The organism is Grimontia sp. AD028 (assembly GCF_000973155.1).
GTDB lineage: Bacteria > Pseudomonadota > Gammaproteobacteria > Enterobacterales > Vibrionaceae > Enterovibrio > Enterovibrio indicus.
Genome location: NZ_LASY01000022.1, coordinates 1 through 15,369, shown reverse-complemented (window position 1 = coordinate 15,369; position 15,369 = coordinate 1). Strand labels below are relative to the sequence as shown.

Genomic DNA, 15,369 nt, shown 5'->3' with positions numbered 1-15,369 from the left:
CTTGACTAAGCTTTAGTCATGTCTCATAGACAAGGCAGTGTCTTGTATTTGTGATGTTGAATGTCAGGTGCCTATATTCACCCAGTCACCAGACGGCATTGCAGCATCAATTTTTTGGCTTCGGAAGCTTTCATGTCGATCATTGAATCACTATCGATGTTCCTTCTACCGGCGGCAAGCGAGCAGCTATTGCCAATGGGCTATATTGACCCGTGGCTCCAACTGTTGGCGGCCATGGCAGCGTTTATTGCCGCTTCCATGACCTTCATTCACCGTCCGCTGGAAGAAAAGAAACTGCATTGGTTCAAGGTGTCTCCTGTACCTATCAATGCACTGACACTGACGGTCGCCATGTCGTTGGTTCATGTTGCCAACGTTACAGCCAGTCCGACCTACCAGTCCTTGGGTTTCCAGCCAGCTTTGTTGTATCTGCCATTGGTGTTGACCTTCGGGCTCAACTTTTCAGCGCTCAGGATGATCTCGTTTGCCAAGAACAGTCCATTTCGAATCCTGGTGGCATCTGGCCTTATCACGCTGGCCATGGTATTGCAGAATCTGATGGCTTTTACTGGCGTGAATCTGACGTCAATCTACCAACTTGACGCCGCGATTTATTCTCTCGCTGTTGTGATTTCAGGTTTTCTGGTGACCATTGCTCTTTGGAGCCGCTTCTCAACAGAGAAAACCGGATTTTGGGATAAAAATCTTACTGCCGGGCTACTCAGCGGTGCTTGCTTAACGGTTGGCTCGCTGGTGATGGCGTTGGCGTCTTCAGAAGCGGTCGTGTTGTCGCGTCAGCCTCTTCGTGATGAAGCCCTTCTGTTCACTATTCTCGATGTGGTGCTGGTGCAGGCATTTCTTGCCATGTTTGTGATTGTCTTCAATCAGTTGGCTAACGCCTGGCTTTGCAGCCATGCTGAGGCGCACCTATTTAGCAAACGGGAGGAGCAGCTTTCCTCCATCCTGCAAACCGCGACGGAAGCCATTGTGGCGATTGACCGCAAAGGCAATATCACCTATTTCAACAAATCCGCCGAGCGTGTTTTCGGTTGGCACTCTACAGAAGTGCTTGGCAAAAATGTGCGTCTGCTGGTGACCGATGAGCATCAGCACCGCCACGATATGTACATTCACAACTTCCTCGAAAGGGGAGACGCATCCGTGGTGGGATCGGTGCGGGAAGTCATGGCCAAACGGCGCGACGGTTCGCAACTGCCCGTCAGGTTGTCTATCGGCCATCATGGTTCTCAAGGGCAACATGAATTTGTTGCCGTGATTTCAGATATCTCTGAACAACGCAGTATGGCTTGGGCGCTTCGGGAAAATGCCAAACAGTACCGGGCGTTGGTTTCCAACCTGCCATGTATGGCGTTCAGGGAAATGACTGGAGCGACCCGACATATCGTTTATATCAGTGACGCGGCGAAGTCATTGACCGGGTATAGCGCGTCTATCCTGACCGGGGAAAATGGCGTTTCCCATTTTGTCGACCGCATTCATCCCAGTGATACCGCCAGCTATCGAAAAGTGCGGGAGCTGGCTTCCCGGCGCAATGGAAAGTACGACTGTGAATACCGCTTTCTGACCCGGGATGATGAAGAGAAATGGTTCTGGGAAATTGGTCACAGCTACCGTGCGGAAGATGGCAGTACCTGGATAGACGGTGTGATTATTGATGTGACCGAAAAGCACGAAGCAGAAGAAGCGTTCGAGGAAAAACTGCGTCTTGCGGAAAAGGCGACTCAATCCAAAGCCTCTTTCCTTGCCAACATGAGCTACGAGTTCCGCTCACCCATGAATTCTATTCTTGGCCTGACGGAAGTCTTGATTGAAGAAACGGCAAGTCCTGCTCATCGACATCATCTGGAAGTGATTCGTGAGTCTGGCAACAGTCTATTGAAGCTTATCAACGATATTCTCGATACGTCGAAACTGGAAAGCCAATCCCTGCCGCTCGATATCGCTGATTTCTCGCTGGTGCAGCTTTGCCGCCAGATTGAGTTCATCGCCCGAGAGACGGTTCAGGCGCGCGACCTTTACGTCAGCTTGCATTACAACGACGCACTCTGGGAGCACTATGTCGGTGACTCTCGACGCATTAAGCAGCTGCTGCAAAACCTGATGCGAAGCGCTCTGACCAAAACGGAAAAGGGCAACGTCGCCCTCCATGTTGTGCCAACCAATGACATCGTGCGCTTCGCGGTTGCCAGTTACGCCTATAACCAGAAAGAAACCAACCAGGAAGAAGCGGTGAACACCGGGCAGACACTTTCTGCGACACTGGTGACCCAGCTCATTGAGTTGATGGGAGGACACCTCTGGTTTGATGGCGAATCGATTCATGGCTCTGTGGTGTATGCCGATTTGCCCCTGATCCCGGCGCAAAGTTCCTCGAGAATGCGCGAGGTGCCTGCCGCCAATTACGCCTTGCCGCCGCTGGAAGTGTTGGTCATCGATGATGTGCAGCGCAACCAGCAGGAACTCAGGGATATGTTGCTCCGTCAGGGTGTGAAGGTGCTGACATTTACCGACCTTGAAGCGGCGGAAGATGTGTTGAAAACACAACCTGTGGATGCGGTTTTTCTCGATGCTTACCTCAGTGAAGAACATTATCCGTCCCCGCAAACCCTGCGTGCCTGGGCTGAGGTGTGCCGCAGTGAGCGACTGAAAGTGGTCGCGATGAAGCTAGCGGCAGACCCCACGACCGACAGCGAGTGGGAGGCACAAGGGTTTGATTACACCATCGACAAACCGTTTATCAGCAATGATGTCTTCGCTATGCTGGCAAACTGTTGTGGCGGGGAGGGCGCTGACAATGTTGCCGTACTCACTCCCCCGACTGATGAGGCCGAACTCTTTGATGATGCATGGGCATTCCAGCATTGGCCTACCACCGACATTTTGCTCAGTGTGATCCGGGAGTTCTACACCACCTATGGCGGGCTACCGGAGACCATCCAGCATCTTTTGCTAGAGCAGCCGGAAGCACTGGAGCCTTTATTGAAGCAAGCCAAAGAATCGGCGAAGTGCATCGGTTTTCCAGCGATAGAGCAGCGAGTGACTAAGTTGCTGGGTTATGTGGAAGCCGGTGATGTTGCAAAAGCGGAGTCTAAGTTGGAAGCCCTGCAGCAAACATTGCAAGAAACCTTTGACCGGGCGCTGGCTTACCTTGGCATTAGGGCTCACGAGCTGGAAGAAGGCGCGTTGGATAGCCCAATGTCCCAGGAACAGTTTGAACGCAAAACCGAGGTCTTCGTCAGCAAACTGGCTGAAGGTCAGTATGACGATGAACTCTATAAAGAACTGGTACCAATGATGGCGGGGCTGGTTCCCCCCACCTTGCTGTCGCAGTTTGTGGCATCGATAGAAAGTTTTGAGCTGGATGAAGCTTATCGACTGATTCTGGCCGTGACAGAACAAATGCCAATGTCACAGAACACAGGAGTACAAGGCTATGGCGTATAAAGTGCTTGTGGTGGATGATGAACCCAGCAATCTCCATGTGATGCGAACTATCTTGCAGGATCAATACACGCTGATTTTCGCCAAAAGTGGCGAGCGGGCGATTGAATTGGCAATGCAACAGCGCCCGGATTTGATTCTTCTGGATATCATGATGCCTGGCATGAATGGCTACGAAGTCTGCCGCGCACTGAAAACCGAAAAAGCAGTCAGCCATATTCCGATCATCATCGTATCGGCACTGGATGAATACCAAAGTGAAGTGGAAGGCTTGAAAAGCGGCGCGGCGGATTTCCTGATAAAGCCCGTGTCGCCAGAACTGGTAAAAAGCCGCGTCGCGAACCTTTTAGGGGAAGCACGAGCCACCATCATGCGGGAAAACTACCAACTGGTGATAAACCAAATTGCTGCAGTCGCCGCGCTTCACAACAACTACGTGGAAATCACCGCGCCCCGTATTGCAAAGTTTTGCGAGTGGTTGGCAGTAAAATATGGCCTGACCAAATCCAAAGCTGAGGACATTGGCCTGGCCTATCCGCTTTGTCAGATAGGGGAGCTTTGGGACGATGGCGGCAACAACACGACAGCAGAAAGTCGGAGTTTGCTGCTGCTATCAGAGGCCACCAAAGGATTTGCCTGTGTCGCCGCAACTTTGCTGACCTACAAAAATACCCGCTGGGATGGCTCCGGTTTCCCCGAAATTGAAGGGGATAAAATTCCTGAAGAATGCCGGGTGGTAACGGTGGCTGAAGCGATCGACAAAGAGATCGAAAACCTCGAAGGCAGCGTCTCAGAGAGGGTGAAAGGGGCGATTTTAGCGCTCTCCCAAGAAGCGGGAACCCTTGCTGACCCTAGGCTCATCCACATTCTGGACGAAAACAGCGAAGAGCTTTGTAGCCTCTACTTTGATTGGCTGGCCTCACCGTGGCCAACGCCCATTCTCCCTATCAACGAGTTCTGATGCAGTGTGAATAAGCCTGTGTTAGCATTTGCGCCCAGTCCCGCTGATGTATGGCGGGCAGGACGTGATGGGAACCACTGTGCTGTTGATTATTGATAACTACGATTCATTTACCTACAACCTGTATCAGTACTTTTGTCAGTTGGGTGTCGAGGTCGAAGTGATCCGCAACGACGCCATTACCCTGGCCGACATTGAAGCCATGTCTCCTTCACATCTGGTCATCTCTCCAGGCCCTTGCACGCCGGATGATGCGGGTATCTCCCTTCAAGCGATTGAGCACTTTGCTGGAAAACTGCCGATTCTTGGCGTGTGTCTGGGACATCAGGCGCTGGCGCAAGTGTTTGGTGGCAAAGTGATCCGTGCCAAGCAGGTCATGCATGGTAAAACCAGTCCGGTTATCCATCGTAATCTCGGCGTGTTTCACTCGCTGAACAATCCACTGACAGTAACCCGATACCACTCGTTGGTGGTGGAAGCGGATACATTGCCTGAGTGTTTTGAAGTGACGGCATGGACAGAAGTGGACGGTGAGTTTGATGAAATCATGGGTATTCGCCATAAAACCCTCGACCTTGAAGGTGTGCAGTTTCACCCAGAAAGCATCTTGACCGAACAAGGCCACCAACTGCTGCAGAACTTCCTCTCCCGCAACTGAGCTCTCGTTTGGTTTACAGTGCTCAGACCTGTGTTGAAAGCCGATCATCATCACTCTTTTTACATTTTTGTTTCGCCGTTTTCCTACCGTTAACAGTGAAACCTTATTCACTCCCTTCGTGCTATCTCTCGTTTATTTCCCAACAGGAAAGACAGTCTTACCGCTTGTTCTATTAATCATTTACCCTTCTTCACGCATAAATATGGCACTTGTGTGAATTTCCCATAGTTTATTGCGCTAGATTATAAAATTTTCTGCTATTGATGCGGTTAATGAAATGTAAATACTATGCTTATAGCAGAATCGACAGAAGGATATGAGCGATGACAGCCGAACATAAAGTAGAACGTAAACTGTTCGATGAAGTGATGGTGCCATGTTATGCACCCATGAATATGATCCCGGACAGAGGCAAGGGTGCTCGTATTTGGGATCAGGATGATCGCGAGTACATCGATTTTGCCGGCGGTATCGCCGTGAGCTGCTTGGGACATTGCCACCCAGTGATGGTGGATGCACTGAAAGCCCAAGCCGAAAAACTGTGGCACCTTAGTAATGTCATGACTAATGCACCTGCACTGCGTCTGGCGAAAAAGCTGACTGAAGTGAGTTTTGCTGAGCGTGTTTTCTTTGCTAACTCTGGTGCAGAAGCTAACGAAGCAGCGCTGAAACTGGCACGCCGCTGGGCCGTGGACGTCCACGGCCCAGAGAAGAGCGAAATCATCGCCTTTACCCAAGGTTTCCACGGCCGTACTTTCTTCACCGTCACCGTGGGTGGTCAGGCTGCATACTCCGATGGCTTCGGACCAAAACCGGGCAACGTCACCCACCTGCCTTACAACGATTTGGATGCACTGGCTGCAGCCATGTCTGACAAAACCTGCGCCATCATGATGGAACCACTGCAAGGTGAAGGCGGTATCGTCACCCCAGATCCCGCTTTCGTTCAAGGTGTTCGTGAGCTGTGTGACAAGCACAATGCTCTGCTGATTTTCGATGAAGTTCAGACAGGTAACGGCCGTACAGGGACTTTCTACGCGTATGAGCAAACTGGTGTGACGCCAGACATCCTGAGCACGGCGAAATCGCTGGGCGGTGGCATCCCAATTGGTGCCATGCTGACCACTGAAAAACTGGCTGCTCACATGAAAGTCGGTACCCATGGCTCCACTTACGGCGGTAACCCGCTGGCGTGTGCGGTTGCCGAAGCGGTGGTGAACGAAGTGAGCAAGCCGGACGTGCTGGCTGGTGTGAAAGAGCGTGAAGGTTGGTTCCGTGAAGGGCTGGAAGCACTGAATGCGAAGTACAAGATGTTCAGCGAAATTCGCGGCAAAGGCCTGCTGATTGGTGCTGCCCTCAACGAAGAGTGGAAAGGGCGCGCCCGTGATGTGCTGCTGGCTGCTGGCGAAGAAGGTTTGCTGTTATTGGTTGCCGGTACCAATGTGGTACGTATGACCCCATCACTGGTTATCACCAAAGAAGAAGCAGAAGAAGGTTTAGCGCGACTGGATCGTGCACTGGCAAAACTGACGGCGGCATGATCGCCCAACGTTTTGACCACTCATTGCATCAGGAGGAAGTAAGATGCTGGTAATTCGACCAATCAGAGAAACGGATTTTGACGCCTTAATGCTTTGTGCAGAGGAGTCCGGACACGGTTTTACGTCGCTCCCTGTTGACGAAACCCTGATTAAAGGCCGTATTGATCACTCGCTGGACAGTTTCGCCCGTAACGCACAAGCACCGGGCATGGAAGGTTACCTGATGGTAGCGGAAGACACTGAAACTGGCGAAGTGGCAGGCACCACCGGCATTGAAGCGGCCATTGGGTTGGACAACCCGTTTTACAGCTACCACATCAGTAAAATCGTTCACCATTCACGTCGTCTGGATGTGCATAACGTGGTGGAAGTACTGACCTTCGGGAACAACTACACGGGTGCAACGGAAATTTGCACCCTGTTCCTGCGCCCTGAGTTCCGTCAGGGATTGAACGGTAAATTGCTGTCTAAATGCCGCTTCCTGATGCTGGCCCAGTTCCCGGAAAAATTCTCCGACGTCATCTTCGCAGAAATGCGCGGTGTATCTGATGAAGACGGAAACTCGCCATTCTGGGCTTGGCTTAAAGAGCATTTCTTCTCGATTGATTTCACCTTGGCAGACTACCTGACAGGAACGGGCCAGAAAGGCTTCATCGCTGATCTGATGCCTAAGCTGCCAATCTACGTGAGTCTATTGAGTGAAGAAGCGCGTGAAGTGATTGGACAGGTGCATGAGAAAACCCGTCCGGCACTTCGCCTTCTGGAAAAAGAAGGTTTCACTTGCCGTGGCTATGTCGACATTTTCGATGCTGGCCCAACGGTAGAGTGCCTTCGCCAGAACATAGATTCTATTCGTCGGTCATTCACCGCAAGAGTGAAGATCGCCGAGCACAGCAGCGCACAGGATTATTTGATCTGTAACAGTGACTTTGAAAACTTCCGCGCCACTGCAACCAAGGTTGGTGTCGATGAAGAGCGCAATGAAGTGCTCATCAGCAAGGAAGTGGCAGAAGCGCTGTTTGTACAAGATGGAGATACCGTGCGTCTGGTGTCGGTTTAGGAGAGACGATCAATGACACAATGGATTGAGAACAAAGCCATTGAGGGTAAGGGCGACGCGTTCGAATCGCTCAACCCATTTAACAGCGAAGCGGTCTGGTCCGGCAAAGCGGCCGCGCCTGAGCAAGTGGAAGCGGCGGTTGATGCCGCGCGTTGTGCGTTTATCAGCTGGAAAAAAACGCCGTTTACCGAGCGCCAGGCGCTGGTGGAGCGTTTCGCGGAAAAAGTAAAAGAAAATAGCGAGCATATTGCGAAAGTGATCGCCGAAGAAACCGGTAAACCACTGTGGGAAACGCGCACAGAAGCGGCGGCCATGGTCGGAAAAATCGGTATCTCTTTGCGTGCCTATCAGGAACGTACTGGTGAACGGGCAAAAGACGTAGCGGGCACACAAGCGGTGCTGCGTCATCGCCCGCTGGGTGTGATGGCGGTATTTGGCCCATATAACTTCCCTGGGCACTTGCCGAATGGTCACATTGTTCCGGCATTACTAGCGGGTAACACTGTGGTGTTCAAACCATCAGACCTGACGCCGAAAACGGCCGAAGAAACCCTTAAGCTCTGGATTGAAGCGGGTTTACCTGAGGGCGTGATCAACATGGTTCAGGGTGGTCGAGAAACCGGTGAAGCGCTGGCGCAATCAAAAGGCATTGATGGCCTGCTGTTTACCGGCAGTGCCAATACTGGCCATATCCTCCACCGTCAATTTGCAGGTCAGCCGGGCAAAATGCTGGCGCTTGAAATGGGCGGTAACAACCCGATGGTGATTTCAAATGACTACGGCGAAGTAGATGCCACGGCATACACCATCATCCAGTCAGCCTTTATCAGCGCAGGTCAGCGTTGTACCTGTGCCCGTCGACTCTATGTGCCGAAGGGTGACAAGGGCGATGCCTTACTTTCCCGTTTGGTCGAGATGACCAAGAATATCCGCGTCGGTGGCCAGTTTGATGAGCCAGCGCCGTTTATGGGCGCGCAGATTTCTGTGCGCGCCGCAGAAGGCATTCTGGCTGCGCAGGCGAATCTTGAATCTCTGGGTGGCGAACCACTGCTGAAAGCCGAGTTGCTGCACGATGCTGTGGTGTCTCCAGGCATTATTGAAGTGAGCAAAGTTGCTGAGCTGCCAGATGAAGAATACTTTGGCCCACTGCTTCAGGTGGTTCGTTATGATTCGCTGGAACAGGCTGTCGAGCTTGCCAATGATACCCGCTATGGGTTGTCTGCGGGTCTGGTATCCACCGATGACGCTGAGTGGGATTACTTCCTCGACCATATCCGCGCAGGCATTGTAAACCGCAACCGACAGTTGACGGGCGCAAGCGGTGATGCACCGTTTGGTGGACCTGGCGCGTCGGGTAACCTTCGTCCAAGCGCTTACTACGCGGCAGACTACTGCGCTTACCCGATGGCATCGATGGAAGGTGAAGACGTTTCACTGCCAGCACAATTGAGCCCAGGGCTCTCGCTTTAATATTCCGCAATCACAAGCATTCAGGAGGATGTGATGGAACGCGTTCAGGCTTTATTCGACGGACTTTGGAAAGATTACACTGCACGCCTGTGCCCTTCAGCAGCAAAGGTTCATCAGCTGCTGGAAGAAGGCACGCCGCTGCTGAATGACCACATTGCACTGCGTACCTTTGCGTTGCCAAAAGTGGGTCTCGACAGGCTGGCTGCGCCTTTCATTGCTATCGGCTATGAGCCAAAGGGCGAATATGAATTCAAAGCTAAGAAGCTGTTCGCACGCCATTTTGAACATCCGAACCCTGATGCACCTAAAGTTTTCATCAGTGAGCTGTTGGTCGGTCAATGCTCTTCAGAGCTTCAACTGGCAGTTCGCTCGCTGGTGGACCAAGTGGATGATGCCGCATTAAATGATCCTGCTTTCCTTTACGGTGGCCGTTTGTGGGATATCGACTTTGATACTTACAAGAAACTGGCTGATGAAAGTGAATATGCAGGCTGGTTGTCAGCGCATGGCTTTGGCGCCAACCATTTTACTGTCAGTGTGAATCAGCTGAGTACGTTGGACACAGTAAAAGGCGTCAATGACCTGCTGCGCCAGTCTGGCTTTGCCATCAATGAGTCTGGCGGGGAAGTGAAAGGTAGTCCGGAAGTGTGTCTGGAGCAGTCATCGACCATGGCTGACAAAGTGAGTGTGGTTTTCAGCGACGGCGAACAAACCATTCCTGGCGGATTCTACGAATTTGCCAAGCGTTACCCGCTGGCTGACGGCTCTCTCTACCAAGGTTTTGTCGAAGCATCAGCAGACAAAATCTTCGAGAGTACCGATCAGTAACGCTTCATCAGTGAAAGGCTAACTCAGTAGGATTGCGTGGTTGGCCAATCTTCCGCTGAAGGCGTGTCTAAACGACGTCTGTCCTCGCCTAGCATGCACTGAATGTGGTAGTGCGATGGGTCGCTAAAGCCAGTCAACTCAGTGCTGAGGTGGCCCGGGGTAGCGGAAACTGGCGTTTGCTGAGACGGTTGTGAAAAGTGCTGGATTTCCATGTCCATGTCGATGTTCCCTAATACAACGACTGCATGCGAATGCATACATAGCTTGCATTGAAAATTAGCACTGAATAATGACATTCGCTGGAAAATCGACGTGATCACGATCACGCTGCAAACAAAAAAGCCACCGCATAAACGGTGGCTTTCTTTTTAGGCTGGGTACGCTTAGCGAGTACCGTATACCACGATGGTTTTACCGTGTGCAGAAATCAGGTTCTGTTCTTCCAGCATCTTCAGGATGCGGCCAACGGTTTCACGTGAACAGCCAACGATTTGACCAATTTCCTGACGGGTGATCTTGATTTGCATACCGTCTGGGTGAGTCATTGCGTCTGGTTGTTTTGCCAGGTTCAGCAGCGTCTGAGCGATGCGACCAGTTACGTCCAGGAACGCCAAGTCACCAACTTTCTGGCTGGTCACTTGCAGACGGCGAGCCATCTGAGAAGACAAGCGCATCAGGATGTCTGGGTTAACCTGGATCAGCTGGCGGAATTTCTTGAATGAGATTTCTGCAACTTCACATGGAGATTTTGCGCGAACCCAAGCGGTACGCTCCTGATCTTCCTCAAATAGGCCAAGTTCGCCAATGAAGTCGCCCTGGTTGAGGTAAGAGAGGATCATCTCTTTGCCTTCTTCATCCTTGATCAGTACAGCCACAGAGCCTTTCACGATGTAGTACAGCGTTTCTGCTTTCTCACCCGCGTGGATAAGAGTACTTTTCGAAGGGTACTTATGAATGTGGCAGTGTGAAAGGAACCACTCTAGTGTTGGGTCTGTTTGAGGTTTTCCTGGAACCATATATCTCATTTCCTCTGCAGTTGTTGCCTGATGAGTCTTCCTTAGCCCACCGTCCTGCGGCACAAGTCCGTTGGATAGCATAAAGTGTCGGCAGTCAGGCTACAAGCTCTCTGTTTGAGTCATTGAGTTTATCCTTTTTCCAGCACGATTTCTTGATTTTGATATGGACTTCTCCCCCTATTAAAGGCTAAAAACGTGGACAAGATCACGACCCTGAAAGTAAATGGAGGTAAGAAATGCAAGCGAGCGTCAATTGGTGTGGAAATGAGACCTTCCTCGGACTGTCAAATTCCGGCCATAGCATTGTGATGGATGGAAACGGTGGTGCAAATGCCCCAAGTCCGATGGAAATGGTGCTGATGGGCGCGGGCGGATGTAGCTCTGTCGACGTGGTTGCAGCACTGAGAGAAGGTGCACAGCAGGTGGTTTCTTGTGTGGCTGAGCTAAGTGCTGAACGCCGTGAGCAATCACCAAAGCTGTTTACCAAAATCAATATTCACTTTGTCGTGACAGGTAAAGCGCTTGATGAAAGCCGGGTAGCCTCTGCGGTGAAAGACAGCCTCGAGAAATACTGCTCTGTTTGCTTGATGCTAGGTGCAGGAGTGGAAATGACCCACAGTTATGAGGTGATTGAGGCGGCTTGATCATGTAACAAAAAGCCTGAACATCAAACGGTAAGAATGAAAAGGAGGGGTAGCCCTCCTTTAGTTCATCTGTGGTATGTCGAGATCATCAGACAGCGCATTTCTCACCTCATCGCTGATCGTCACGCTGAGTTCGAGTGCGGGATGATCAACGCCCGCGGTCAGTGCGTCACCTTTTTTCAGGGCGGTGATCATTGGGGGTGTCAGTTCGAATCGCATAAAGTGCACGCTCGAGGTTTTTTCGTCATTGTCGCGCTCAAGGTCCTCATCGCAGATAGGGTAAACCTTCGCATCGTTGCCGACTCTCAGCCAGACCTTGTTCTCCACGCCAATGAGCTTGGCGAGTTCTACTTTCCTGATGTCTGGGTCAGCATACTCAATCATCATGGTGGCTTTCAGATTGTTGCCATCAGGGATCAGAGGATTGTAGGCATCCAATTCTTCCGCAATGCCCTCTGGCTCGAAGATGCGCTCAATACGCAGCATTTCCTGAATCTGGTATTGGATAGTCTGACGGTTTTCAAAAATCAGCCTTGCATGATCCCCAAGCTTCACGAAGCGGTGTTTTTTGTGCTCCATGATTTGGTGACGGAACTGGGCGCGTGCGCGGGCGTAATCCTCCAGCGTCATTAAGTCATCTGCAGTCAGTTTTTCCATGGTTTTCGCTCCCTGTTACAGGCCGTAGGCCTTCCTCAATAAGGTCATGGGGTGAATGGGTTTATCCACCTCCGCCAGTTTGGCAATGTGCGCACCTGCCATCGGGCAGTCACTGGCAAAGTAGTCGGCGCTGGCTTGCTTCACTTTCTTTGCCACGGGACGACCAATTTTCACAGCCTTATCATGCGTTTCCACTTTCACCGCGTAAGTCCCGTCGTGACCCGAACAGCGTTGCTCCGGTGCAACCTGAGTGCCAGGCACCAAACGGAGCAGATCTGCGGTTTTTAGGCCAATATTCTGCACGCGAAGATGACAGGCGACATGGTAGCTGATGTCACCAAGCGGCGTATCGAACTCGGTGTTGAGCTTGCCGGCTTTGTGGCGAAGCATCAGGTATTCGAAGGGGTCATAGAAGGCATCGCGGACTTTGGCGACATCCGGGTCATTGGGAAACAAGAGCGGAAGCTCCTGTTTGAACATCAGCACGCAGGATGGCACCGGTGCGATAAGGTCGAACCCTTTCTCTACCATCGCAAGAAGCTGCGGAATATTTTCTTCTTTGGCGCGCTGAACACTTTCTAAATCGCCCAGTTCCATTTTGGGCATACCGCAGCAACGCTCTTTGCCGACCACTTCGATATGGATATTGTTCTTCTGAAAGACCTTGTAGAAATCCTCACCGAGTTCTGGACTGTTGTAGTTGCCGTAACAGGTGGTGAACATAGCCACCTTCCCTGTGGTTTCGCCAACAGGTTCTGGCGTGATGTCTTTCACCATGGAGGCAACACGTTTTCGCATGGTGTTGCTGTCGTATGTCGGCACAATAGCGTCTTTGTGCACGCCGGCTTTCTCAAGCACGCTTCTAAACGCATGGTTTTTGTTCATCGCGTTCACGGTGACATCCACAATGGGAATCGTTGCCATACCACCCACTAAGTCTGTACTGGAAAGCAGTTTGTCCCGCAGCGATGCACCTTGCTCGTGGAATTTCACCGCTTTGGCGCGAAGCATCAGGTGAGGGAAGTCGATTTCCCACTCATGCGGCGGCACGTAGGGGCATTTGGTCATATAACACATGTCACAGAGGTAGCATTGATCTGCGACTTTTTGGTAATCCTTCTTATCAACGCCATCGACTTCGAAGGTTTCGGATTCATCAATGAGGTCAAACAGGGTGGGGAATGAATCGCAGAGGCTCACGCAGCGGCGGCAGCCGTGGCAAACGTCGAAGACGCGCTCCATTTCAGCTTCGAGCTTTTCGCGATCGTAAAAGTCTGGGGATTGCCACTCAATGGCGTGGCGGGTGGGGGCTTCAATGCCTCCTTCGCGTTTTTCTTTCATGACGTGTCCCTGCTACTGGTTGTGCCGGTTTCCGGCAGTCACTGTGCGTTATCGTCATTAGCGCCTATTGCGCTCTGAAAGGGCGGACTGGCCGCCCTTTTGTGCGACTAGCTGTCGAGGTTGTCGAGTGCTTTCTGGAAGCGGTTCGCGTGGCTTCGCTCTGCTTTGGCGAGCGTTTCAAACCAGTCTGCGATCTCATCGAAACCTTCGTCGCGCGCCGTGGCGGCCATGCCCGGATACATATCAGTGTATTCGTGGGTTTCACCGGCAATCGACGCTTTGAGGTTTTCTGCGGTGTTACCCATAGGTAACCCTGTCGCAGGATCGCCCACCTCCTCCAGGTATTCCAGATGGCCGTGTGCGTGGCCCGTTTCACCCTCGGCCGTTGAGCGGAAAACGGCGGCGACATCGTTGTAGCCTTCAATGTCTGCTTTTGATGCGAAATAGAGATATCGGCGGTTTGCCTGACTTTCACCGGCAAAGGCGTCTTTGAGGTTTTGCTCGGTTTTGGTTCCTTTCAGTGACATGGCTCTGTCCTCTTTTATGACATTGTCTTGCTTCTGTTGGTTAAAAAGTAACCATCAAGATTAAGTTAAGGACAGGTTTGTTATTCGGTCTAATGAATAAAAACGTAATCCGCGATAGATTTTATCGATGGCGGATTACGTTTAAACGTGGTAGATGAGTTCAGTGGTACTAGCTGATTTTGCCGGTTTCAATCAGCTGCTGGATAAGAGGACGAATAATCAATTCCATGGCGAAACTCATCTTGCCGCCCGGCACAACCAGGGTGTTATGACGGGACATAAAAGACCCTTGGATCATTGAGAGCAGATAAGGGAAATCGACTTTCTTGATGCCACGGAAACGGATCACCACAAAACTTTCATCCAAGCTTGGGATGCCTTTTGCGTTGAGTGGATTTGAAGTGTCTACCGTTGGGACACGCTGGAAGTTGATGTGGGTTCGGCTGAACTGCGGTGTGATGTAGTTCAGGTAGTCGTCCATCGAACGAACAATGGAATCCATTACCGCTTCGCGGGAATGCCCACGGTCGCGGGTGTCGCGGACAAACTTCTGGATCCACTCCAGGTTCACGATTGGCACCATGCCGATCAGCAGGTCAACATGTTGTGCGACGTTGATGTCACCTTCTACCACACCGCCATGAAGCCCTTCATAGAACATCAAGTCAGTGTTTTCCGGCAAGTCCTGCCAAGCTGTAAAGGTGCCCGGCATTTGGTTATAAGGTACAGCTTCATCAAAAGTGTGTAGGTAGCGACGGAACTGACCCGTGCCTTCCTCACCGTATTCCTTGAAGAAAGATTCGAGCCTTGGGAAGTCGTTGGCAGTTGGGCCGAAGTAACTGATATGACGGCCCTGTTCTTTGGCTTTACGGATTTCCACGTCCATTTCAGGACGGGTATACCGGTGAAAACTGTCACCTTCCACCCAAGCGGCGCTAATCTTCATCATGTTGAAAATCTTGCGGAATGCGTCTGAGGTGGTGGTAGTCCCTGCGCCGGACGAACCGGTGACTGCAATAATGGGGTGCTTTGCAGACATGACAAACCCTGTCAATTTATAAAGATGGCAACAGTTAACAGGGTCTCGGTGGCTTGGTCAAGCGTAGGATATTAGGGTCTGTTGATCTTTGGTGATGATTTTTGCAGCAGTTTGTGGGGGTTTTATGCAAGGCAGAGGCTTTGACGTGTAGCTAGTCTACATGAG

Annotated in this window: 14 protein-coding genes; 8 read left to right on the top strand and 6 right to left on the bottom strand. The window is 51.5% G+C overall.

The genetic code is table 11. The features are described from left to right. The first annotated feature begins 132 nt into the window (after window positions 1-132). The 7 genes from RN22_RS05705 to RN22_RS05675 all read left to right on the top strand — a co-directional run bounded on the left by RN22_RS05705 (window position 133) and on the right by RN22_RS05675 (window position 9,980). Window positions 133-3,465, top strand: coding sequence for a PAS domain S-box protein (locus RN22_RS05705; RefSeq protein WP_046303476.1), 3,333 nt, complete (start codon window positions 133-135; stop codon window positions 3,463-3,465). Next, window positions 3,455-4,423 (top strand): response regulator, encoded by a 969-nt coding sequence (locus RN22_RS05700; protein ID WP_002535211.1) that lies wholly within the window; start codon window positions 3,455-3,457, stop codon window positions 4,421-4,423. The genes RN22_RS05705 and RN22_RS05700 overlap by 11 nt, the downstream gene beginning before the upstream one ends. Window positions 4,424-4,469: 46 nt before the next feature. Further along, window positions 4,470-5,081: an aminodeoxychorismate/anthranilate synthase component II gene (locus RN22_RS05695; protein WP_156168175.1), complete on the top strand. Its 612-nt coding sequence runs from the start codon at window positions 4,470-4,472 to the stop codon at window positions 5,079-5,081. Window positions 5,082-5,404: 323 nt separating this feature from the next. Continuing rightward, window positions 5,405-6,622 (top strand): aspartate aminotransferase family protein, encoded by a 1,218-nt coding sequence (locus tag RN22_RS05690; RefSeq protein WP_002535207.1) that lies wholly within the window; start codon window positions 5,405-5,407, stop codon window positions 6,620-6,622. A 43-nt stretch (window positions 6,623-6,665) separates the two neighbouring features. Further along, window positions 6,666-7,682, top strand: a complete 1,017-nt coding sequence (gene astA / locus RN22_RS05685) for an arginine N-succinyltransferase (RefSeq protein WP_002535206.1) — start codon at window positions 6,666-6,668, stop codon at window positions 7,680-7,682. Window positions 7,683-7,694: 12 nt separating this feature from the next. Then, window positions 7,695-9,152 carry a succinylglutamate-semialdehyde dehydrogenase gene (gene astD, locus RN22_RS05680; protein ID WP_046303474.1) on the top strand — a complete coding sequence of 486 codons (1,458 nt, stop codon included), beginning with the start codon at window positions 7,695-7,697 and terminating at the stop codon, window positions 9,150-9,152. Between the two features lie 33 nt (window positions 9,153-9,185). Further along, on the top strand, window positions 9,186-9,980 hold the full coding sequence (locus RN22_RS05675) for a DUF1338 domain-containing protein (RefSeq protein WP_002535203.1): 795 nt from the start codon (window positions 9,186-9,188) through the stop codon (window positions 9,978-9,980). A gap of 23 nt (window positions 9,981-10,003) precedes the next feature. Here RN22_RS05675 and RN22_RS05670 read toward each other — a convergent pair whose 3' ends face one another. Together RN22_RS05670 and crp are read right to left on the bottom strand one after the other, a co-directional pair. Beyond that, window positions 10,004-10,237 (bottom strand): hypothetical protein, encoded by a 234-nt coding sequence (locus RN22_RS05670; RefSeq protein WP_231590855.1) that lies wholly within the window; start codon window positions 10,235-10,237, stop codon window positions 10,004-10,006. A gap of 126 nt (window positions 10,238-10,363) precedes the next feature. After that, the gene (crp, locus tag RN22_RS05665) at window positions 10,364-10,996 is read right to left on the bottom strand and encodes a cAMP-activated global transcriptional regulator CRP (protein WP_002535199.1); all 633 of its coding nucleotides are present in this window, start codon (window positions 10,994-10,996) and stop codon (window positions 10,364-10,366) included. A gap of 236 nt (window positions 10,997-11,232) precedes the next feature. Here crp and RN22_RS05660 point away from each other — a divergent pair, with 236 nt between their 5' ends. Beyond that, window positions 11,233-11,640, top strand: coding sequence for an OsmC family protein (locus RN22_RS05660; RefSeq protein WP_046303472.1), 408 nt, complete (start codon window positions 11,233-11,235; stop codon window positions 11,638-11,640). 60 nt (window positions 11,641-11,700) lie between these two features. On the opposite strand, the gene RN22_RS05655 is transcribed toward RN22_RS05660, so the two are convergent. The 4 genes from RN22_RS05655 to RN22_RS05640 all read right to left on the bottom strand — a co-directional run bounded on the left by RN22_RS05655 (window position 11,701) and on the right by RN22_RS05640 (window position 15,204). Then, window positions 11,701-12,297, bottom strand: coding sequence for a DUF3501 family protein (locus tag RN22_RS05655; RefSeq protein ID WP_046303471.1), 597 nt, complete (start codon window positions 12,295-12,297; stop codon window positions 11,701-11,703). Between the two features lie 15 nt (window positions 12,298-12,312). Beyond that, a complete protein-coding gene (locus tag RN22_RS05650) occupies window positions 12,313-13,638 on the bottom strand; it encodes a heterodisulfide reductase-related iron-sulfur binding cluster (protein WP_046303470.1) in 1,326 nt (441 codons plus the stop codon). Window positions 13,639-13,745: 107 nt separating this feature from the next. Next, entirely contained in the window at window positions 13,746-14,165 is a 420-nt protein-coding gene (locus RN22_RS05645) for a rubrerythrin family protein (protein ID WP_002535192.1), read from the bottom strand. Between the two features lie 169 nt (window positions 14,166-14,334). Further along, window positions 14,335-15,204: a phosphoribulokinase gene (locus tag RN22_RS05640; RefSeq protein WP_002535191.1), complete on the bottom strand. Its 870-nt coding sequence runs from the start codon at window positions 15,202-15,204 to the stop codon at window positions 14,335-14,337. Between the last annotated feature and the right edge of the window lie 165 nt (window positions 15,205-15,369).